Source organism: Streptomyces sp. NPDC026575, assembly GCF_055567415.1.
This window is the reverse complement of the sequence record NZ_JBVHQM010000013.1, coordinates 86,969-106,728: the sequence shown is the minus strand read 5'-3', so window position 1 is coordinate 106,728 and position 19,760 is coordinate 86,969. Positions and strand designations below refer to the sequence as shown.

The 19,760-nt window shown below is 70.2% G+C and carries 14 protein-coding genes and 3 pseudogenes; 7 read left to right on the top strand and 10 right to left on the bottom strand.

Annotation, left to right across the window (positions count from 1 at the left end; genetic code table 11):
• Nucleotides 1-4: 4 nt before the first annotated feature.
• Complete coding sequence (locus ACZ4NB_RS19750; RefSeq protein WP_467663140.1) at nt 5-2,053, top strand: sensor histidine kinase; 2,049 nt, start codon at nt 5-7, stop codon at nt 2,051-2,053.
• On the top strand, nt 2,046-2,759 hold the full coding sequence (locus ACZ4NB_RS19745; protein WP_467663138.1) for a response regulator: 714 nt from the start codon (nt 2,046-2,048) through the stop codon (nt 2,757-2,759). The genes ACZ4NB_RS19750 and ACZ4NB_RS19745 overlap by 8 nt, the downstream gene beginning before the upstream one ends.
• On the opposite strand, the gene ACZ4NB_RS19740 is transcribed toward ACZ4NB_RS19745, so the two are convergent.
• From ACZ4NB_RS19740 to ACZ4NB_RS19710, 7 genes and pseudogenes are all read right to left on the bottom strand, one after another.
• A complete protein-coding gene (locus ACZ4NB_RS19740; RefSeq protein WP_467663136.1) occupies nt 2,722-5,025 on the bottom strand; it encodes a M14 family zinc carboxypeptidase in 2,304 nt (767 codons plus the stop codon). The two genes, ACZ4NB_RS19745 and ACZ4NB_RS19740, sit on opposite strands and share 38 nt — an antisense overlap.
• Before the next feature lie 119 nt (nt 5,026-5,144).
• Entirely contained in the window at nt 5,145-5,246 is a 102-nt protein-coding gene (locus ACZ4NB_RS19735; protein ID WP_397885668.1) for an ALQxL family class IV lanthipeptide, read from the bottom strand.
• Between the two features lie 5 nt (nt 5,247-5,251).
• Nucleotides 5,252-8,068, bottom strand: a complete 2,817-nt coding sequence (gene lanL / locus ACZ4NB_RS19730) for a class IV lanthionine synthetase LanL (protein ID WP_467663134.1) — start codon at nt 8,066-8,068, stop codon at nt 5,252-5,254.
• A gap of 1 nt (nt 8,069) precedes the next feature.
• The gene (locus tag ACZ4NB_RS19725; RefSeq protein WP_467663132.1) at nt 8,070-9,176 is read right to left on the bottom strand and encodes a radical SAM protein; all 1,107 of its coding nucleotides are present in this window, start codon (nt 9,174-9,176) and stop codon (nt 8,070-8,072) included.
• A gap of 699 nt (nt 9,177-9,875) precedes the next feature.
• Nucleotides 9,876-10,478: a DUF2867 domain-containing protein gene (locus ACZ4NB_RS19720; RefSeq protein WP_467663130.1), complete on the bottom strand. Its 603-nt coding sequence runs from the start codon at nt 10,476-10,478 to the stop codon at nt 9,876-9,878.
• A 263-nt stretch (nt 10,479-10,741) separates the two neighbouring features.
• The gene (locus tag ACZ4NB_RS19715; RefSeq protein ID WP_467663329.1) at nt 10,742-11,350 is read right to left on the bottom strand and encodes a hypothetical protein; all 609 of its coding nucleotides are present in this window, start codon (nt 11,348-11,350) and stop codon (nt 10,742-10,744) included.
• Between the two features lie 159 nt (nt 11,351-11,509).
• Nucleotides 11,510-11,735 (bottom strand): annotated as a pseudogene (locus ACZ4NB_RS19710) (IS5/IS1182 family transposase); the annotation flags it as partial.
• Nucleotides 11,736-11,854: 119 nt separating this feature from the next.
• Here ACZ4NB_RS19710 and ACZ4NB_RS19705 point away from each other — a divergent pair.
• On the top strand, nt 11,855-12,304 hold the full coding sequence (locus ACZ4NB_RS19705) for an SRPBCC family protein (RefSeq protein WP_467663128.1): 450 nt from the start codon (nt 11,855-11,857) through the stop codon (nt 12,302-12,304).
• A gap of 679 nt (nt 12,305-12,983) precedes the next feature.
• Here the strand turns inward: ACZ4NB_RS19705 and ACZ4NB_RS19700 are convergent.
• Nucleotides 12,984-13,385, bottom strand: a complete 402-nt coding sequence (locus ACZ4NB_RS19700; RefSeq protein WP_467663127.1) for a carboxymuconolactone decarboxylase family protein — start codon at nt 13,383-13,385, stop codon at nt 12,984-12,986.
• Between the two features lie 85 nt (nt 13,386-13,470).
• Between ACZ4NB_RS19700 and ACZ4NB_RS19695 the strand changes: the two genes are divergently transcribed.
• Nucleotides 13,471-14,406 (top strand): LysR family transcriptional regulator, encoded by a 936-nt coding sequence (locus ACZ4NB_RS19695; protein WP_467663125.1) that lies wholly within the window; start codon nt 13,471-13,473, stop codon nt 14,404-14,406.
• 29 nt (nt 14,407-14,435) lie between these two features.
• Here ACZ4NB_RS19695 and ACZ4NB_RS19690 read toward each other — a convergent pair.
• Nucleotides 14,436-14,807, bottom strand: a pseudogene (locus ACZ4NB_RS19690) (FAD:protein FMN transferase); the annotation flags it as partial.
• A 140-nt stretch (nt 14,808-14,947) separates the two neighbouring features.
• On the opposite strand from ACZ4NB_RS19690, the pseudogene ACZ4NB_RS19685 reads away from it, so the two are divergent.
• Nucleotides 14,948-15,337 (top strand): annotated as a pseudogene (locus tag ACZ4NB_RS19685) (VOC family protein).
• Between the two features lie 355 nt (nt 15,338-15,692).
• Here the strand turns inward: ACZ4NB_RS19685 and ACZ4NB_RS19680 are convergent.
• Nucleotides 15,693-16,418: a TetR/AcrR family transcriptional regulator gene (locus ACZ4NB_RS19680; RefSeq protein ID WP_467663123.1), complete on the bottom strand. Its 726-nt coding sequence runs from the start codon at nt 16,416-16,418 to the stop codon at nt 15,693-15,695.
• A 135-nt stretch (nt 16,419-16,553) separates the two neighbouring features.
• On the opposite strand from ACZ4NB_RS19680, the gene ACZ4NB_RS19675 reads away from it, so the two are divergent.
• Together ACZ4NB_RS19675 and ACZ4NB_RS19670 are read left to right on the top strand one after the other, a co-directional pair.
• Complete coding sequence (locus ACZ4NB_RS19675; protein ID WP_467663121.1) at nt 16,554-18,008, top strand: serine hydrolase domain-containing protein; 1,455 nt, start codon at nt 16,554-16,556, stop codon at nt 18,006-18,008.
• A gap of 546 nt (nt 18,009-18,554) precedes the next feature.
• A complete protein-coding gene (locus ACZ4NB_RS19670) occupies nt 18,555-19,748 on the top strand; it encodes an acyltransferase family protein (RefSeq protein WP_467663119.1) in 1,194 nt (397 codons plus the stop codon).
• Nucleotides 19,749-19,760 lie beyond the last annotated feature (12 nt).

Sequence of the window (19,760 nt, the reverse complement as noted above, 5' to 3'; positions counted from 1 at the left end):
TGGGATGGCAGGTGTTCACGGATGGCCGGTCCGCGTCCTCGCCCTGTGCGGCGGACTCGGACTGCTCTACGCGGTGCTCGCCGGCGGCATCTGGATCTCCGCCGAGCGGACGCTGGCCTGGAGCCTGGGCGCGGTGCTGCCCTGCTATGCGGCCGGGCTGTTCCTGTGGTGGCGCGCTCCGGCACACCCGGTGGCCCGACGGCTGGTGGTGGCCGGCTCCTGTGCGGCAATGGGGCTGGTGGTCCGCTTCACGCTGGCGCTCTGGGTCGAGCCGTCGGACTGGAACCCGCCCACGCCGCTGGTGTGGACGGGTCTGCTGGTGGCCAGGACGCTCGACGTGGTCGTGAGCGTGTTGCTGGTCCGCCTGGTGGCGCTGTTGCCGGACGGGCGTCACCGGCACGGCTACGAACGTGTCCTGCTCGGTGCGTTGTGGCTGCTGACGCTCTGCCCGCCGGCCCTGATGGCGTCGGACATTCCCGAACAACAGCTGTCCCGGCTGCTGGTGCAGCCGGAGGCGTGGCTGCCGGCTGTGGGCGCGGGCCTGTTGCTCGTCCGGTCCCTGCTGCCGGCGCGGGACCGCGGTGCCCGAAGCAGCCGTCTGACGCTGGTCGCGGCGGTGGCGTTCGCCGTACTGCTGGGGCGCGGCTCATCGCGGCTGTTCCGGATGTGGCAGGGAGAGACGGGAGTCGCGTACTTCATCGGTGCGGTGCTCGGGGCGCTGCCCTATCTGCTGATCTCGGTCGGCGTGGTGTACGCAGGGTTCCGGCATCTGCTGCCCGGCATGGACATCGCCCTGCGCAAACCCGTGGTGTACGGGCTGCTTTGGCTGATCACCGGCGGCTGGTATCTGGGCATCACCACCGCGTTGGGCCTGACGGCGGGGCAGTACCTGCCGATCGGTCTGGCGGTCTTGGTGGCGGTGAGCGCGACCATGCTGTTCCAGCCGGTGCGAGGGCGGCTCAACCAGCTCGCGGCGCGCCGGGTGTTCGGGGCGCGCCCCTCCAACTTCGAACTGCTCGTGCAGTGCGGCACCACGCTGGAACACGCCTACGACGTGAAACGGCTGGCACCGCAACTGGCGACCAGCCTGCGGGAGGGACTCGACCTGCGCTGGGTACGGGTCGAACTGGGTGCGGCCGAATCCGGGGACGGGCCCTTCGCCGTGGCGACGGCCGGCTCCCGTACCGCGGGCGAGATCGGCTCACGGGCCGGGCTGCGGCTGCGGCATGGTGCGGAGATCCTCGGGTTCATCGAGTACGGGCCCAAGAACGAGGGCTGGTTCACCCCCGAGGACCGGGACCTGGTCGAGACGCTGGCAAGACAGGCGGCGCTCGCCGTCCACAACGCCCGGCTCACGGCCGAACTGTCGGCGCGGGTCGACGAGGTCCAGCGCCAGGCGAGCGAACTCAACGCCTCACGGACCCGGATAGTGCAGGCCCAGGACACCGAGCGGCGACGCATCGAGCGGCAGCTGCACGACGGGATCCAGCAGGAACTCGTGGCTCTGGTGGCGAAGTTACGGCTGGCGCGCAATCAACTGCGCGGTAGCGGCGGCACGGTGGACAGCACCCTCGCCGAGATCCAGGAGGACGCCGTCCGGGTCATCGACGAGTTGCGGGAGTTCGCGCACGGCATCCACCCCCCGGTCCTGACCGACCAGGGCCTCGCAGCCGCGGTGACCTCCCGGGCCCGCCGGCTGCCGATCCCCGTCACTGTCCATGTGGAACCCACGGTGTGCGCTCGGCGTTTCGCGCCCGAGATCGAGGAGTCCGCGTTCTTCCTGGTGTCCGAGGCGCTGACCAATGTGCTCAAACACGCGGACGCGGCCCGGGTGACCATCCGGATCTCGCACGTCGAAACAGACCTGCTCCTGGCCATCAGCGACGACGGAGTCGGCTTCCCCACCGGGTCCCGGCTCGGCTCCGGGCTGACCGGGATGCGCGACCGGATCGAGGCGGTGGGCGGGGAGCTGTCCATCGAGTCCCGGCCCGGGGGCGGCACGACCGTCCATGCACGGCTCACCGAGCGGCGGAGGGAAACCACCCATGCCTGACCGGAACGCACCCGGGACGACCGCCCCCGAGCGGCTGCGCATCGTCATCGCCGAGGACCACTATCTGGTCAGGGAGGGCACCCGCAGGCTCCTTGAGGACACCGGCGAGGTCGATGTCGTTGCGGCGGTCGGCACGGCCGGGGAACTTCTCGACGCGGTCGAGCGGTTCCGGCTCGACGCGGTCATCGCGGACATCCGGATGCCTCCCGACCACCACACCGAAGGCATCACCGCCGCACACTCCATCCGGGCCCGGCACCCGGACACCGGCGTGGTCGTCCTGTCGCAGCACGCCAACGAGCAGTACGCCTTCGCCCTGTTCCAGCGCGGCACGGACGGCCTGGCGTATCTGCTCAAGGAGCGGATCGGCGAACTCGATCAGCTGCTGCGGGCCCTGCGCGAGGTGGCCGCGGGGCGCTCGGTGATCGATCCGCGCATCGTGGAGGTGCTGGTCGGCAGCCACATCCGCACCACCGACTCACCGCTGGCCCAGCTCACCCGCCGCGAGCTCGACGTACTGCGGCAGATGGCGCAGGGCATGAACAACCGGACCATCGCCGAGTCGCTGTCGCTGTCGGAGTCGACCATCGAGAAACACGTGAACTCGACGTTCGCCAAGCTGTGCCTGGCGGAGGAGTCCCAGCTGCACCGCCGGGTCACCGCCGTGCTCACCTATCTGCGGCACGGCCCGACCGGACCGGCGTGAACGCGACGCCGCGCGCCGGCCGGGCACATACCTCGCCCACGTCCACCCGCTCACCCCGCCCGACCCGCACCTGGGTGATACTCAGGGTGCGCCCGGCGCGGTCCGAGCAGCTGAGGGAGTACGACTCCGAGGGGCCGTGGGTGGCGGGCAGCGGCGATTGGAACGTCACCCGGCCCGTCCAGTCGTCGGGGTCCGCCTGCGTCTGGTCGTAGTTGACGACGACGGCGGTGTAGCGGCCCGGGGAAGGGTCGAGGAGGACCGTCTGTTCGGAGTTGGCCCCGCCGGTGACGGACCGGGCCACGGTACGGCCGTCCGCGTCGAGGACGTAGAGGTCCCAGTCGGTGCGGGGCGACGTCCAGGACACCGACACGCTCATCCGGCCGGCGTCGGCCTCCGGCGGACCGAGGACGATGAACGGGACCCGGTCCGCGGCCGGGTCCCGCGGGAACCCGGTGTTCTCGGGCGGCAGACCGGGTGGATTGGCGAGCTCGGCCACCGGCTGGGCCGGGCCCTGCGGGTCCCTTCCGTATCGTCCCGCGACATACGGCCGGGTCGAGGGGTTGACGGACCAGGTGAACCGGCCGCCAGGGGCGAGCAGGTCCGACACGAGCGTGTCGGTGACCTGGAGGGGCGGCCCGGTCGAGCCGTCGGCCCCGCGCACCGGCGAGGTCGGGGTCCGGAAGGTCTTGTGGAGCCGCAGCCGGTGGCCGCGCGGCGCGGTGCCGGTCAGCGTCGCGTGCCCGGCCGGGTCAGCGGTGTGGGCGAGCAGATCGAACAGCGCCCGGCGGATCCCGCCCTTGCCCGCGCCGGCTGCCGGCGCCCTGCCGGTGTACTCGGCGACCACCGCGTCCGCGTACGGGCCATGGGCCTTGGCGGGACCGATCTCCAGGGTGAAACCGAAACCTCCGGTCGCCCAGTACGACCAGTCCTCCGTCATGCCCGTCGCCTCGTACAGCCTCCAGGCCGGTTCGCTGCGGTAGCCGGTGCGGGAGGCCAGCCGCGCGCCCAGGGCCCGGTAGGCCGGCTCGTCCAGCGGCGGACGGGTGTCGAGGGCTCCCGGCGGTCGCAGCACCAGATTGCCGTAGGTGTGCAGGGAGACGAGGTCGGTGACCTGCCGGGTGGAGACGAGATGGCGGACATTGCGGGTCTCGGGCTCGGAGAAGGGGGCGGAGCCGCGGTAGTAGTCGGCGTACCACTGCGGGGCACCGCCCGCACCGCCCCAGAACCCGGCGTAGTTGCGGTTGAGGTCCACACCGCGGTCGCGGCCCGCGGGGTTGGCCCCGCACGCCCCCGAGGCGTGGGAGGACGGGGCGTCCAGGGCGCTGCAGTTCTTGCGCTTGTTCTCGTAGTCGAAGCGGGTGAAGTCGCCCCGGGGCATGGCCCGGCGGGAGACCGAGAACCCGTCGGGGTTCACCACCGGGACGATGACGGCACGGGTCTGCTTGAGCAGGCCCCGGACCCACGGATCCGTGCGGTAGCCGTGCACCAGCTCATAGGCCCACTCCAGGGCGATCTCACCGCTGGGCCATTCGGTCGCGTGGTGCAGCCCCAGGGTGAGCAGCACCGGTTTGCCGTCGGCGATGTGCGGCGCGTGGCTGCTCACCTCGACTCCGGAGACGTCCCGGCCCTCGACCGTCGGGTGCGGCAGAACGAAGGAGCGCACGAGGGACGGGTGGGCGCGGGCGAGTTCCTTCAGCTCGTACTCGTAGTCGTACAGATGGCGGTAGCCGGACCGTCCGGACGGCAACGCAGAGCTGTGCGCAGTGCCGCCTTCCGTGGCCGCGGCGGCGGGTGCCGGGCCGCTCCCTGGGGGCTGCGCCAACAGGTCCACACGTAGCGACACCGTGCGCGCGGGCCCCAGCCTCCGGCAGCTCTGCACCACAAGGTGCCTGCCCCCGGCGACGGAGGTCTCGACGAGTTCACGGCTGCGGGGCGCTGCCGAGGCCGCCAGGAGCGTGCCGCTGTCCGCGTCGAAGACGGCCAAGTCCCAGTCGCCCTCTGCCCCCGAGCGGGGCGCGAGCCGGGCGTGCAGCACTCCGTCCGCCGTGGCGGTCACCGGGCGCGCGGCCACGCCCGGTGTGTGCGGGGGAAGCAGGGCGGTGTGGCACGGCCGGGGCACCGCCCGCTCGGCGGACAGGACCTGCCGCGAGGAGACGGCCGGTGCGGGCGATGCCGGCACGAGCACGGCCAGGAGCGCCGAACCGCTTACCGCAGCCGCGAGCCTGGCCGCCCGTACCGCCCTGCCGGAAGGATGCCGTCTCCTCATGTCCCGCTCCTGTCGTGTCGCCGTGCGGGCCCGCGCCGGTCCGCGGCGGTGCCCCCATGAAGGCACCCACCGTTCCCGCCGTCGGCGGGCGGGAACGGTGGGCCGAGGGTGTCGCTGCGTCAGAAGGTGCTGCAGCACGTGCCCTGGGTCGGCGGCGGCCAGGCGCCGCTCTCGGCGGTCTCTTCCTCCAGGAGCTGGAGAGCGTTCACGTCGAACTCCATGATGTTCACCCCCTCTCCGCTGTCCGGCGGGGCTGGACCGGCACGGCCGCGGCCGTGCCGGAGTCTTCGTCGCCGTGCCCCGTGAAGGAGCGCGGCTGCCACAGTCGGGGCCCGCCGTGGGCGAGGCGCAGCAGGAAGGCGAGGACTCCCGACAGGCCGGTGTTGAAGTCGGCCCACACCTCCGTCCCGCCGTCGTCCGGCAGGACGACCCGCCCGTCCCGCAGGACATGACGGACATGGATCCCTGCCGCGAGCTCTCCCGCCCACTCGCGGTAGGTGCCCGTGCCGCACGCCTCGGCGAGGTCGAGCAGGAACTCCCCGTCGCCCGCGAGACCGTGGCACTGAGCGGTGCCCACGTGCCAGCGGGAGCGTCGGACGGCGACGGCGGCCCCGTGCGCGGCCTCCCGGAAGGCGTCCTCTCCGGTCTCCTGCCACATCCGCACCAGGAACGTCCCGACACCGGAGGAGCCGCTGCACCAGTGGGTCTTGCGGGGGCTGTTCTTCTCCCCGCTGCGCCAGTACGCGGCGCCCTCCGTCACCTCGGCCAGAGAGAGCAGGGTCCGTGCGGCCTCGGCCGCCAGCTCCCCGTACGCGGCGGTGCCGGTGGCCCGCGCCGCCGCAAGCAGGAACGCGCCGATTCCGGCGGCGCCATGGGCGAACCCGTAGTGAGTGATGTCGGACGGGCCGGCCAGGAGTTCCCCCGGCACGGGCCATGCAACGGAGCCCTCGTTGCGGACGGCGGCCGACGCGAGATGGTCGGCCGCCTGCCGCGCCCGGTCGAGGAACCGCTCTTCTCCGGTGGTCTCCCAGAACCGCAGCTGGGTCATGCCCGCACCGGCCACCCCGTGGCAGATGTCGGGACCGGGCCAGCGGACCGGAACCCGCACCGCCAGATCCTTCGCATGGGCGAGCAGCGCCGCGTCGCCGAGCAGTACGGCCGCATCCAGCAGGGACCAGGCGGTCCCGGACCTGCCGTAGTACAGCCCCGGAAGGATCCGTGGCTCCCGCCCGACCCGTCGGCTGATCCACCGGGCCGCCTGTTCCAAGGCCGTACGCAGCCCCGGTTGCGGCTCGTCGGAGTGGGCGCGGACGAGCACGCCGAGGACACCGGCCGCGCCGTGCTGGACGTTGAACGCCTCTGTCGCCGCCCCCACCGGGCCGGTGGGCCACAGCCGCTCCGCGTGCTCCGGGTCCATGGTGACGAGGAGATGGTCGATGCCGTCCGAGACGAGTTGCTTCAGCTCGTGGCCCGCGAGACCGCGCGCCGGGGCGAGGCCGCCGGGCGGCCGCTCGTCGACGGCCGCCTCCGCCAGCCGGTCCAGGACCTCGTCCACACCGGGCCGCAGTTCCGGGTCCTCTTGGAGGAGGTCCAGGATCAGCGGGGCGAGCCGGTGGGCCGCCGCGTTGCCGGACGACAGGCGTAGCAGCCAGGCGGTGAGGCGCTCGCTGTACGGGCGGGTGGCCGGTACGTCGGCAGCTAGCAGCGGGTCGACGCCGCTGACCAGGTAGAAGAGGGTGGCACCCAGGCTGTAGAGGTCAGAAGCGGGGCGGGGCGCCGCACCGATGCCGGGCGCGGTGCTCTGCTCGGCGCCCGCGTATCCCGGTGTGTAGATACGGGTCGTGGGTTCGCCGGGCCGGGCGAGCATCTCCAGGTCGATGAGGCACACCTCGTCGCTGCCACTGACCTCGCCGCTCTCACTGATCATCACGTTGTTGGGGGTGAAGTCCCGCAGCACCCACCCCGCCGTGTGGACGGAGCGCATGACGCCGGTCAGGCCGCGCGCCAGGCGCAGGGCGTCCGCAAGGGGGATTCCCCAGGCGCCCCCGTCGTCGAAGACGAGGTGGTCGAGCACCCACTGACGCAATGTCGTGCCGGGAACGGCCTCCTGCACGAGGAACATGTCGTTCTGCTGCTCGAAGACGCACACCGGGCGCGGGGTGTAGCCGCTGTCGGCGAACAGGTCCAGCATGGCGGCCTCGTGGCGCCGCCGGTCGCGGACGTCCTGTCCGGTCACGGTCGCAGCGGTGTGCGGGCGTGCCTGCTTGACGATGACGGGGGCGCCGGTTGCCTGGTCGGTGGCCCGGTAGACGCCGCCGGCGAACGCGTGCCGGATCACTTCGTGAACCAGGTAGCGGCCGTCCAGCAGAACCGGTTTGGGGGCCGGGGCCGCGGCCTTACGAGGCGCAGGGGCCTGCTCCACGACGAAGGGGTCACGGGGTGCCCAGGGCGGCGGGGAGAACCACGGCTTGCGCTGGTCACGCACGAGCGTGCCGTCCGGAGCGATCAGCATCGCCGCGTACATGCCGTCGTCGCTCAGGGCGCGTACCCCGTTGAACACTCCGTACCGGTAGTGGACCAGGCTGCCCGGAAAGCACGGACGGTCGGAGAGGACCCCCGGCCCCGGCAGCCCCTCGGTGGCCCGGTGCAGCTCTTCAGCCAAGGCGCGCAGCCCGTCGTCATCGCACTCCGGGTACACGGTGAGGAACTTGCCTCCGCCGCCCCGGTCGTAGCGGTGCGACACCAGCTCCCCGGCACGGCCGACGGTGCCGGCGAACTTGAACCTGCACCGTCGGCGGACGAGCACCTGCGCGGCACGGGACAGGACCAGCGGCGCGGACAGCGGAGTCGCGGAGAGGTGCAGCTTCCAGCCCTGCACCCTGGTGGGCTCGTCGACGGGGGACACATAGCACCAGAAATCCCCCGGGCGCACGCGCCATGCGCCGCCCTCGTCCTGGTGCCGGGAGCACACCGACCTCACGATGTCGACGAGGAGGGCGTCGTCGCCCGCGCGTCGTGCGTCCCGCGGCGGCATCGAATCCATGTCACTGACCTCGGTTTCCAGGAGCCGGGGAGGGGAGATCGCGGGGTACGAAGGCGGGCCGCCGGTCGATACGGGCACGGACCGCGTCCGAGCCGAAGCGGTAGTCGATCTGCCGGGCGGCCTCCGCCCAGTCGCGCACGGTCCGTACCGGGGTGAGCGTCCGGACCACGAACGGGTCGCTCCACCGGGAGACCGCGCGCTGCCAGAGCACGTCCGCGGGGTCCGTGAGGAGGTTGCCGACCGTGCCTTCGTAGACCGGCATGGCCCGCACCGCGCCGTCGGGCTCCACCTGGATGGCCTGGAAGCCGAGGCCCCGCGCGATCTGGCTCGGGTGCATCTGCAGATGCAGATTGTCGGTGACCAGGACGAGTACGGACGCGGGGGCCAGCGCGGTGAGCCGCTGGTGGAGCGGCTCGCCGGAGAGCTGGGCCATCTGAGCGTCGGAGAGCAGCTCATGGTCCGCGAAGCCGGTCCGACTCGCGAGTCCGGCCGGGATCACCGCGCCGAACGACAGGATCCGCATCTCGGGGAAGCGCGGCGCGATCCGGGTGCAGAACTCTTCGAGCCGGTCGAAGTTGCTGCGGACCACCACGCAGTCCACACCGAACTGGACGGGACGCACGCCTTGTTCGCGGCGGGCACGCGAGGTCCGGTCGAGGAGGTCGAGTGCGTCGAGCGCCCGCTCGAAGGACCCCACCCTGCCCCGGATCCGGTCGTGCACCTCCGCGGTGGCGCCGTCCAGGCTCACGACGATGCGGTGGCACACGTCCGCGAGATCGTCCAGCATGCCGGGAGTCAGTCGCCATCCGCCGGTGTACAGCACCACCTGGACACCGGCGTTCGTCAGCCGCGCCGCGATCTCGGCGATCCCGGGCACCAGGAGGGGCTCGCCACCGGCCAGGGAGACCACACCGGGCCGCAGCGCGATGAGGGCATCCGCGATCCGCAGCAACTCCTCATGACCCGGCTGCTGGGCGGGGCGCCGGCCCGACTCCGAGTAGCAGTGGGTGCAGCGCAGCGGGCACGCGTAGGTGAGGTCCCAGATGACGTCCCTGGGACCGGTGGAGCCGGGCTTCGGAGCCGTCGTGGCATCGGCCGGACCGTCCATTGCCTGAGTACCCCCTTCCTGAGGGATCGTGGGTCGAGCTCCCTTGCCCGTCATGGTGCTCACGACTCTGTGCGTTGCCTTAGTCCGTCCTTAGGGCGCGGGCATCGCGGACCGAGCCTGACGGGCGAAGCCCAGGTCAGGCCCTTGTCCCGGGCGTCCGGAAGAAGCCGAGCTTCTTCGGCGCGTACGACACCAGCAGGCTCTTCGTCCGCCGGTGGTACAGCGCTCGTACTGTGCCGACCTGCCGAAATGGCGCGTGTGACTGCGTCGAGGGAGCCTTGGCCAGATGGGCGGCACGACGCGACGGCCGTAGGGATCGACGGCCGACACGCGACAGAGGGTGCTGGCTGCGCCCGGGGTGGTGAAGGCGGCCACGGAAGCCCGGGGAGTCCGCCCGTTCGGCGAGATCTGTGAGCAATCCCCGTCGGAGCAGAGGGCGGCGGAGTGCCGTACCGCGCGGGTGCGCGGGCGAACGGTACGCCGGAGCCTCGTGCACCGGCCCGGGTGGGGGGTCATGTTGTAGCAACCTCGGCCCCTGTCGACCTCAGCGACTGCCAGCTTCCTCACCCGCCCGGGTGCCCGATTCGTTCAGCGCCCTTACAGGCAGCAGTGATCGACGAGGCAGCCACTGACGTCCATGGGTGCCGCAGGTCGCGCACATGACTGACCAAGGCCCGATGATCCGATCGCGGGCAGTTCTCAGGTCACGGGCGCGGCGTTCTGGGGTGGGTCGGCTCGCCACTCGGATGCGATGCCCCTCATCAGCGGCGGGTACACGAGCAGGTGCCGGAACGGCGCGATCGCGGCCATGTACGCCTTCCCGAACAGGCCGTTCGGCTTTACCAGCACGGCCATCTGGCCGCGGTAGCCGCCGGCTCCGTCTGGGACCCAACTCATGTGCATCACCCCGTGCATGGTCCGGTTGCTCATCTCCGACGCCCACTCGTTGTCCGTCAGGTAGATCGAGCGGAAGGGCAGGCGGCTGAACTCGGGCCCGAACCGACCGTCACGCAGATCGGCCGGCAGCCGGTCGCGCAGCGTCGGCACCCGGGCGCCGACTCCGGAGTCGGGGTTGTCCCAGCCGAGTAGCTTCCCGAGTTTCCAGCGGATCGCGAAGAGCGTGCGGGCGACCCAGGACGGGTTGTCCGACGTGTCGCCGACGGCTGTCTGCCGCACCAGGTGCGGGAAGTCGTCAGGACCTCCGGGCGTCGGCAGCGCCCACACGTCATAGAGGCGGAAGTCGGGCGTGATCTCGTGGATCCGCCAGGGCCGGGAGGTGTGCGCGGTATTCGGGAGTTTCATTTCGTGGACTTCCATCTGCAGATTTCTCGATTTCGTTGTGCGCCGCAGGTTTGTGGTGGTCAGCTGACCTGGGTCTCGGCTGTGTCCGGTGAATCCCGCACCTCGGTCGCCCTCGCAGGGCCCACGAATTCGCAGACGTATCCGGGTCGGAGCCGACCCGCCTGCTGGAATACCTTGAACGGTCCGGCGAGGTCGAGTGACTGGAACCCCTCGAAAACCACAAACACGATGCGCCGTTCATCCACCACTTCAGCCTGCGGCCCTCATTGACGCGACGGCAACGACACCACCCATCCCACACTTCGCGCCATCACCCGCCGACTCGGTGCGCCCGACTGCTCTCCTGTCCCGTCTCCAAGGATCTGATCCCCGTCCACGAGGCACCGACGCCGGTAGTACGAGACGGTGACGGCGGCGAGCAGCGGTCCCCAAAGGGCCAGCGGCTGGTAGAGGATGCCCACCACAAGACGTCCGGTTTCGGTCATGTCGGTGTGCGGGTGGGTCCACCACCAGGGCATGGTGGCCCACATGAAGGTCAGAGCCACTGCGCCGAGGGCGGCCGGGACCGTGGCAGCCAGGGGGTGTACGGGGCGGCCACCGATCAGCGGGATCCAGTCGGGGACGTTCTCTCCCCATGGCCGTACCAGACCGATCGTCAAAAAGGCCAGCAGCTCGCAGAGCACGCTCAGCGCCAGCATCCAGATCTTCGCACCGGGCGTCTGGAACGGCACAAAGCCCGCCTCGTGATAGCCGGACGGATAGCCGAGGACCAGGGCGATGCGCCAGAGCCCGGACGGCAGCACCACCAGCGTGGTGAGGCGCGCGGCCCAGACCGCCCAGCGGGGAGGGCCAATGGTGGGGTGCGTGGTCATGCGGCCGATCCTGCCGGGGCGTTCGGCGCTTGCCATCGGCCTTCCGGAGGGTGGGCGATGGCCGCTTGGCGGAGCGGCGGTCAGTCTCGAGGACGACGGCGTAGCCGGACCAGATCGGCTGAGACAGCATCCGGCATCCAGACGCCCAGCGCAACGGCGGATGTAGCGGTACATGGTGGCGATGCCGACGCGGAACGCCGTGGTGGGTTGGGCGTACGTGTCCCCCGCAGCGTAGGTGGGCGAGGGCGAGGGCGAGCAGGGTTTGGCGTCCGGCGGCGAGCCGTCGCCACCGGGTGCCGATCCGTTCGCGGCGGGCGGCCAGGTGGCGCGCCAGGTAGCACGGGGTTGGACTGGACAGATCAATCGAGGATGGGTAGACAAGCACCGAAACTCCTGGCGAGTATGGATGATCTTGGCCGTGAACCCATCTACCAGGAGCTTCGTCTCTTCGTATAGCCAGGCTCCGCACTCGCTCTGGCGTTCCGTCACGCTGGAGGAGGATCAGTGCAGCACTTCGAGATCACTACCGTTCTGGCGGCCTCTCCAAAGCGGGTGTTCGATATCTGCCTCGACGTGGAAGAGCACACCCGATCGATGGGGGCTTCCTCGGAGCAGGCCGTGGGCGGCAGGACCCAAGGCGTTCTCGCGCTCGGAGAGGCGGTGACATTCCAGGCCCGCCACTTCGGTCTGAGCTGGCGATTGACCGCTCGCATCACCTCGTGGGACCCGCCCTGGCACTTCGTGGACGAGCAGGAAGCCGGCCCGTTCAAGCAGTGGCGTCACGCGCACCACTTCGAGTCGGACGGCACCGGCGGCACCGTCATGACGGACGTCATCGACTTCGCCTCACCCCTCGGAGTACTCGGGCAGCTCGCCGACACCACCGTCCTGGGCTGGTACATGCCCAGATTGATCAGGTCCCGCAACGCCCATCTCGCCAGGACCCTGTGCTAGGGCCTGTCCGATGGGTCATGGCCGGGCTCGCGACGCCTGGCACGGCACCTCGCGGCGTTGCCGAATCATCCCGATAGCTCCGCTATCGAGACGCTCCGGCGCCTTGCGATGCACCGCACCAGACGCCGCGAGCTTCCCGACCCTGACCCATCGGACAGGCCCTAGGACGCCCCTCCCTGCCACCCATTACCCTCATCGCAACCAACGCCCCCACACCCCAGCCAGCCGACTCCTTCAGGCTGGAACCCTCTCACTGGCTCCCATACGTGAGAAGGTCTTCACCGCTCAGGCAGGGCGCGGTAGGTCGGCTTCGGGTACGGCGGAATTCTCCGTCTGTGTGATCTTGCGCTGCCCCGTACGCCCGCGTCCCTCGGCGGCTTCTTCGTGGGTGACGATGTGGACGTGCAGGTCGGGTCCGGAGTCGCGGGCGACGGTCGCGCCCACGCCGGGGCCGAAGACGTACTGCCGAAGTCCAAGTGAGGCAGAACGGGTTGGCGTGAGCCTGGCGTCAGGGGGGATGCGGTCGCCGAGGGTGCGGGCGCTGCCGTGCGCTTCGCCTGGGATCCAAGGTGCGGACGCACATGGATCAGCTGCTTCCGTGGCGACTTGGAGAGCCGCTCGTGATACGGCTTCGGCGAACAGCACCGCCCGGCGTATCGAGGGTGCAGCATGGCAACGGTCAGCTGAGGTTGGTGAGCGGGAGCAGGCCACGCTCGGCGAAGACCTTCTTGGCGACGAGAGTGGCGTTGATCGACCGTGGCATGCCGCAGTAGACGGCCGAGTGCAGCAGCGCCTCGGTGATTTCGGTCGCGGCCAGGCCGACGTTGAGCGCGGCGTTGATGTGTACCTCCAGCTCGATTTCGCAGCCACCGAGTGCGGTGAGCACGCCCAGAGTGACCAGCTGCCGATCACGCGGGGCCAGCTCGGGACGGGCGTACATGTCGCCGAATGCCCATGCCACCACCTGGTGGCCCAACTCGGGTGAGGTGTCTGCGAGGGAGTCGACGATCCGCTGTCCTGCTTCGCCGTCGACCTGCTCCAGCACCTTCATGCCGTACCCGTAGCGGTCTTCGCGGTTCATGGATTCTCCTCAGGGCGTGGTGTGCGCTCCGGTCCGTCCGGTGCGCTGATTCCAGCCTGGCCTGAGGACTGCCCAGATCTGCTCCATGGGCATTACTGTCTATACTTCCCATGCCTGGGAGGTATGGATGGAGCTAAGGCTACTCGGCTACGCAGTCGCGATCGCGGAGGAGGGCAGCATCAGCGGCGCGGCGCGGCGACTGCATCTGACGCAGCCCACACTCAGCCGTCAACTCCGGGAAATGGAAAGGCAGTTGGGGACCAAGCTCTTCGTCAGGGGAGGGCGCGGACTGGCACCGACGCAGGCCGGCCAGGTGCTGGTGCGGCGTGCGGCCACTGTGCTCGCCGAGGCGGAGGCCGCCCTGAAGGACGTGCGGCTGGCCGGGCAGGGTATGACCGGACGGCTGGTCGTGACCTTCGCCGGTTCGGGCATCAACGGACCACTCGGTGCAGCACTGGGCCGGGTGAGGCGTGAACTTCCGCGAGTGCACCTGCAGTTGGAGGAAAGCTTCAACGATGCCGAGATGTCGAAGGGCGTGCTGGACGGCCGTTACGACCTCGCGGTCCAGCGCCTCCCGATGCGCGATGCCCGGCTGGCCACCCAGGTGTGGTGGCGCGAACCGCTGACCCTGTTCCTGCCCGCCGGCCATCCGCTGGCCTATCCCTCCGAACCCGCCCCGCTCACGGCACTTGGCCAGATCCCCCTGGTCATCTGGCCCCGGGACGTCTCACCTCGGTCCTACGACGAGATCATCGCTCTCTGCCACGGCGCCGGCATCGTGCCGCAGATCAACGCAGAAGGCCGTAGCGTGCAGACACTGTTGGCCCTGGTCGCAGCCAAGTTCGGCGCCGCGGTGCTGGCAGATTCGCACCGTGTGCTGCGCCGCATGGGAGTGACCCCCCGGCCATTGGCCGAGACCTCGACCGACCTGCACCTGGTCCGGCGGGCCGATGACACCAACCCGCTCGTCGAACGCCTCTGCTCTGTCCTCACCGATGCACGAGGGCGATATGACGTGTAAGTACCCAGCGGGCATCGGTACCGACCGGCTCAGTCACACGGCTCGTCGGACGGCAGCCGGAGGCCGACGCCGTAGCGCGGCGTTCCCGGGAACCTCGGGGTGTGCCAGACACCGCCGTCCCGCGTGACGGCGAACCCCTCGTAACCGTCGAGCCCGGCCAGCCGGTGCCTGGCGCCGGCGCCCATGGCGAAGGCCGCGGTGGCGTAGGCGTCCGTCGTGGTCAGGTGGCGGCTCACGACGGTGACCGAGGCGGGCCCTCGGACGGGGGCGCCGGTATGCGGATCGAGGATGTGGGCGCCCCGCTCGGCGGTGCCCGAAGTGGCGACGGCCAGGTTGCGTCCGGTGACGACGGTGCACAGTTCCCCGGGGCGCAGCGGGTGGTCGATCCCGATGCGCCAGGGGAGCCGATTGCGCCGGGGCTGCTCCGGGGTGTGGTGGTACGACGTGGAGATCGAGCTGCCCGACTCACGGGCGACTGGTTCTCCAGCTGTGCGCGGCGCGGTTGAGCGGGCGCCTTGCCATGCCCTGAGAGGATCAGGGCATGGCGGACTCGCCTATGCACATCAACGCCCTCATCGTCGATGCCGCCGACCCCGAGCGGCTTGCCGCGATCTGGTCGGAGTTGCTTGGCCGGCCGGTCGCGGGCCGCACGGGACCGTACGTATGACTGCGGCGGGAGAACGGCCTGGGCCGGGGCTTCCAGCAGACCGCCGAATCGAAGTCGGGAAAGAACCGTATGCACTTCGACGTCACCTCGCCCGACCCGGCCGCCGAGCAGCAGCGGGTCGTGGCTCTCGGCGGACGCAGGCTGGAGCAGTACGCCGACGGCGGGTTTCTGGTGATGGCCGACCCCGAGGGCAATGAGTTCTGCATCCTCCCCGAGGGCCCCTTCGAGCTCGACGACGAGGGACACGCGGATTACCTCAGCTGACCGATATTCCGGCTGACCACGATGCCATCGACCTTCACTGTCGGTCCTGTGCCCCACCATGGTCCCTGGAACGGATGGTGGGCACAGGACCGCGGGCCGGGGAGGGAGCCAGGGCGGCGTGCACGGCACACACAGTGTCCGCCGCGCTCGTCTCCATTTCCGGTCCGGGAGTGGGGCGCCGGCTGAGTTTTCTCCGGCAGCCGGGGCAGGGACGGTGGCGCCGGGCGCCACGGTTGGCCGGGCTCGCGGTCGGCGGGGGGTGGGCACGTGTCGGACCAAGGGCCGCTTGCGAGGGGTCGTCCGAACCCCGGTCCTCAGGGTGTGGTGAACGAACACGCACACCAGGCGTGTGGGTTCAGGCGTCGAGCCGGGCTGCCAGGCCGTCGAGAACGCGGTCGAGCCCGTACGCGAAGTCGGCGTCGCGGATCTGCTGTGGGTGTACGTCCTGCCGGGCGGAGCTTCCCTCGCGCAGCCGTGGGTGCTCCTGCGATGCCGCCTCGAAGGCCGACCGCAGACCTGCCACCCACTCCTGCTCGGTCTTGCCGCTGCGGGCGATCTGCGAGAGGTACGCGGCCTCGGAGGTCGCGATCCCGATGACGTACGCCATGAGCGTCCCCGCGACCCGGTCCTTCTCGTCCGCGGTGAAGCCCGCCGCCTCGAACTGTGCGAGCAGCCCGGACGACATCCGCATGGCGTTCGGGCCGATGTGGACGAGGCCCACCTGGCCCAGCTCAGGGGCGATCCACGGGTGGCGAAGGGTCATCGCCCGCAGGTCGGCCGCGCTGCGGGTGACGGCCGCGCGCCACCCGGCGCGGTCGGTGACGACCGGTACCTCCAGCTCTCCGTAGACGTCGTCCACGACCAGCTCGATCAGCTCGTCCTTGTTGGCCACGTGCCGGTAGAGAGACGTGGCCGCAGCGTTCAGACGCGTGCCGAGCTTGCGCATGCTGAGCGCCTCGATGCCCTCCAGGTCCAGCAGTTCGATCGCCGCGGCCACGATCTGCTCGCGGGTCAGCTGCTCCCGCTGCGGGCGGCGCGGACGGGTCCACACCGATGCGATCGGCTTCTCGTCGGCTGGCATACGTCCCTCATCCCTGCTCGGTCCGTGATTTCCCCTCCACGGTAGCGCACGCCGTACGCACCTTGCGTACGGCGTTACATGATGCGTACAGTGTTCGCATCGAGAGAACGCCGTACGCATCGAGTGGGAGTGGGCATGTCGAAGAACGTGAACTGGGACGAGCAGGGCAACTGGGATGCCAAGGGCTCGTGGGGGACCCGGGACTCGGAGGGCCGGAAGCTGGACCTCGCCCACTGGCAGTCTCGGCTCGATGAGCTGCGCGCCAAGCACCACGTCCCGGGTGCGTCGCTGGCGGTCCTCGTCGACGGAGCCGTCCACGAGCTGGCCAGCGGCGTCCTCCACCGCGGAACGGGCGTCGAGGCGACGACCGACTCGGTCTTCCAGATGGGCTCGATCGCCAAGATCTACACCGCCACCCTGATCATGCAGCTCGTCGATTCGGGACAACTGGATCTGGACGCACCGGTCGTGGACGTACTGCCGGAGTTCTCGGTCGCCGACCCCGAGGTGACCAGGGCGATCACCACGCGCCAGCTGCTCAGCCACACGAGCGGCCTCACCTGCGACTTCACCTATGACAGCGGGCGCGGCGACGACTGCCTCGCCAAGTACGTCGAGGCCGCGAAGGGCGTGGCACTCGACTGCCCGCCCGGCGAGGCGCTCTCGTACAGCGGCATCGGGTACAACGTGCTCGGCCGCATCATCGAGGTGCTGACCGGCAAGGTCTGGGACGAGGCGCTCAAGGACCTGCTCTTCACCCCGCTCGGCCTTGACCACACGATGACGCTGCCCGAGGAGGCGCTGCGGTTCCGCGCAGCGATGAGCCACCTGGGCGAGCCGGGCCAGGACCCGGACCCGGCGCCGTCGTGGGACCTGATGCCGCGCTCGGCGGGCCCGTACGGCCGGGTCATCGCCACGGCCGGGGACCTCGCGCGGCTTGCGCGGATGCACCTCGCGGGCGGAGTCGCGGAGGACGGCACCCGGGTGCTCTCCGAAGAGGCCGTCGCGCTGATGCAGCGCCGGGTCGTGGACTCCCTCGACAAGTGGTCGGTCAGCGCGGATGGTTGGGGCCTGGGCTGGACCCTCTACGAATGGAACGGCGTCCAGGGCTACGGCCACGACGGCGCCTCCATCGGGCAGTACGGCTATCTGCGCGTCGTCCCGTCGGCGGGCGTCGTGGTCGCGCTGCTCACCAACGGCGGCGGTGCGCGTGAGCTGTATGCGGCGCTCTACCGAGAACTCCTCGCCGAACTGGCCGGGGTGACGATGCCGGACGCCTTCGCCCCGCCGACCGAGCCTCCCGTGGTCGACTTCGCGCCTCTCGTCGGCACGTACCGGCGCGCGGGCGTGGTCATCACCGTGACCGAGCGGGACGGTGCGGGGCACATGGTGTACGAGTTCGTCGACGGCATGAAGGACTTCTCCGAACCCCTGGAGATCGATCTGGTGCCGGTGACGGAGACGGTCTTCGCCGGTACAGGGGTAGGCGCGGCGTTCAGCGAGGACTACATGCCCGTGATCTTCTCCACGCTGCAGGATGGCACCGCCTGCGTGTACATCGGGATGCGCTGCGGCCCCAAGGTCGCGTAACCCGGTTGCGCCGGCCGGAGCTGGGGGCGGCCACGACGCTTGGGAGACCCTCGTCGACGCCCTGCACAACCCCGACGACGTGGCCGCTTACGAACGCCGTGAGGACGTACGCGAGTCCGCCCTTCTCGGCCAGACGCCTGCCAGCAGATGCTTCGTCTGTTGGTACGAACCTTATGATTGTGTTGACCTGCTGAAACGTTGTGACTGACATCGGCGGAGCGCTGGTCCCTGCGCCTTCCGGACCTTGAGCCAGCGGGTGGACCCGCAGCTTCAAGCCCATGCCGGTCACGGCGAAGGGGGCCAGTGGGATCTCGCGGCGGCACCGTTGGTCGGTCGGCTTCCGATGCCCGGAGCGGCTCTTCCGCCGTAGCGCGACAACGGCCTGCCTAGTTCGCCGCGTACATGCCTTCATTGAGGCAGATCATGAGCCATCAAGCAGGCGGAACGCATGAATTGGCCTGTCGTTGAGCCGAAGCGACGGACGGACGATGGTTCAGTCGTGTCGACGGTTTTACCCATTACAGCTGTGCGACTAGGGTGCCTCAAATGTTCCGCGCGGCCATACCCCCCGAACGTACTGTGGACCCGGCGCCCGAGGGGCGGCAGGATCCCGTCCCCCGCATCGAGCCCGAGTCCGGCGGCAGAGATGCGTTCTTCGACAACGCGAAGTACCTGGCGGTCGTCCTCGTCGCCATGGGGCATACGTGGGAGCCGCTCACCCACGGCGGCCGGGTGGCGATGGCGCTGTACATGACCGTCTACACCTTCCACATACCGGCGTTCGTCCTCATCTCCGGCTATTTCTCCCGCGGATTCGACCTCAGCCCGGCCAAGCTCAAGCGGCTCCTCACCAGTGTCGCCGTGCCGTACGTGGTGTTCGAGGTGCTCTACGCCTACTTCCAGCGCTGGGTCAACGACACTCCGAACGAGCCGATCAACCTCACCAGCCCGTACTACCTGGACTGGTTCCTGGCAGCTCTCTTCATCTGGCGGTTGACCACCCCTGTCTGGAAGCTCGTGCGTTGGCCCGTCCCGCTGGCGCTGGTCATCGCCGTGCTCGCGGCGGCCTCACCTGAGGTCGGCAACGACTTCGCCATGCGGCGGGTACTGCAGTTCCTGCCGTTCTTCGTCCTCGGACTGCACCTGAAGCCGGCCCACTTCGACCTGCTGCGGCAGCGCGCGGTCCGCGTCGCGGCAGCGCCGGTGATGGTGGGCGCCGTCCTCTTCGCGTACTGGGCGGCGCCGCGCATGAACGTCGCATGGCTCCGGCAGAACGACGCCGTACAGGACCTGGGCATGCCGGCGTGGGTCTCCCCGGTCATGGAACTCGCGCTGTTCGGCTGCGCCATGGTGCTCACCGTGTGCTTCCTGGCCCTGGTGCCGCGTCGGCGGACGTGGTTCACGAAGCTGGGCGCGGGCACGCTGTACGGCTATCTGCTGCACGGTTTCGCGATCAAGATGTCCCGCTGGTCCGGTTGGTACGACACCCTCCCCTGGGTGCGCACGCCGGTCGGCGAGGTCGTGGTGACGGTGCTGGCCGTCACGCTGATCACGCTGCTGTGCACGCGGCCGGTACGGCGGGTGTTCCGATACGTGATGGAGCCGAAGATGTCCTGGGCGTTCAAGGACGACGCGGCCGCGTCGGCACGGGCGCGGGTGGGTACGGCCGACGCTGCTTCCGGTCCGCCATTGACGCGGGCCGCTCCTCGGCCGTCGGCCGACCGTCAGGGACACCGTTGATGTCCGCCCGGG

Bases quoted from the DNA above. Each gene is read 5' to 3' on its own strand.
- ACZ4NB_RS19715 (WP_467663329.1), bottom strand. From the start codon at position 11,350: ATGACCACGCACCCCACCATTGGCCCTCCCCGCTGGGCGGTCTGGGCC.
- ACZ4NB_RS19700 (WP_467663127.1), bottom strand. From the start codon at position 13,385: ATGAACCGCGAAGACCGCTACGGGTACGGCATGAAGGTGCTGGAGCAG.
- ACZ4NB_RS19725 (WP_467663132.1), bottom strand. From the start codon at position 9,176: ATGGACGGTCCGGCCGATGCCACGACGGCTCCGAAGCCCGGCTCCACC.
- ACZ4NB_RS19720 (WP_467663130.1), bottom strand. From the start codon at position 10,478: ATGAAACTCCCGAATACCGCGCACACCTCCCGGCCCTGGCGGATCCAC.
- ACZ4NB_RS19670 (WP_467663119.1), top strand. From the start codon at position 18,555: ATGTTCCGCGCGGCCATACCCCCCGAACGTACTGTGGACCCGGCGCCC.
- ACZ4NB_RS19735 (WP_397885668.1), bottom strand. From the start codon at position 5,246: ATGGAGTTCGACGTGAACGCTCTCCAGCTCCTGGAGGAAGAGACCGCC.
- ACZ4NB_RS19750 (WP_467663140.1), top strand. From the start codon at position 5: ATGGCAGGTGTTCACGGATGGCCGGTCCGCGTCCTCGCCCTGTGCGGC.
- ACZ4NB_RS19695 (WP_467663125.1), top strand. From the start codon at position 13,471: ATGGGCATTACTGTCTATACTTCCCATGCCTGGGAGGTATGGATGGAG.
- ACZ4NB_RS19740 (WP_467663136.1), bottom strand. From the start codon at position 5,025: ATGAGGAGACGGCATCCTTCCGGCAGGGCGGTACGGGCGGCCAGGCTC.
- ACZ4NB_RS19680 (WP_467663123.1), bottom strand. From the start codon at position 16,418: ATGCCAGCCGACGAGAAGCCGATCGCATCGGTGTGGACCCGTCCGCGC.
- lanL (WP_467663134.1), bottom strand. From the start codon at position 8,068: ATGGATTCGATGCCGCCGCGGGACGCACGACGCGCGGGCGACGACGCC.
- ACZ4NB_RS19675 (WP_467663121.1), top strand. From the start codon at position 16,554: ATGTCGAAGAACGTGAACTGGGACGAGCAGGGCAACTGGGATGCCAAG.
- ACZ4NB_RS19745 (WP_467663138.1), top strand. From the start codon at position 2,046: ATGCCTGACCGGAACGCACCCGGGACGACCGCCCCCGAGCGGCTGCGC.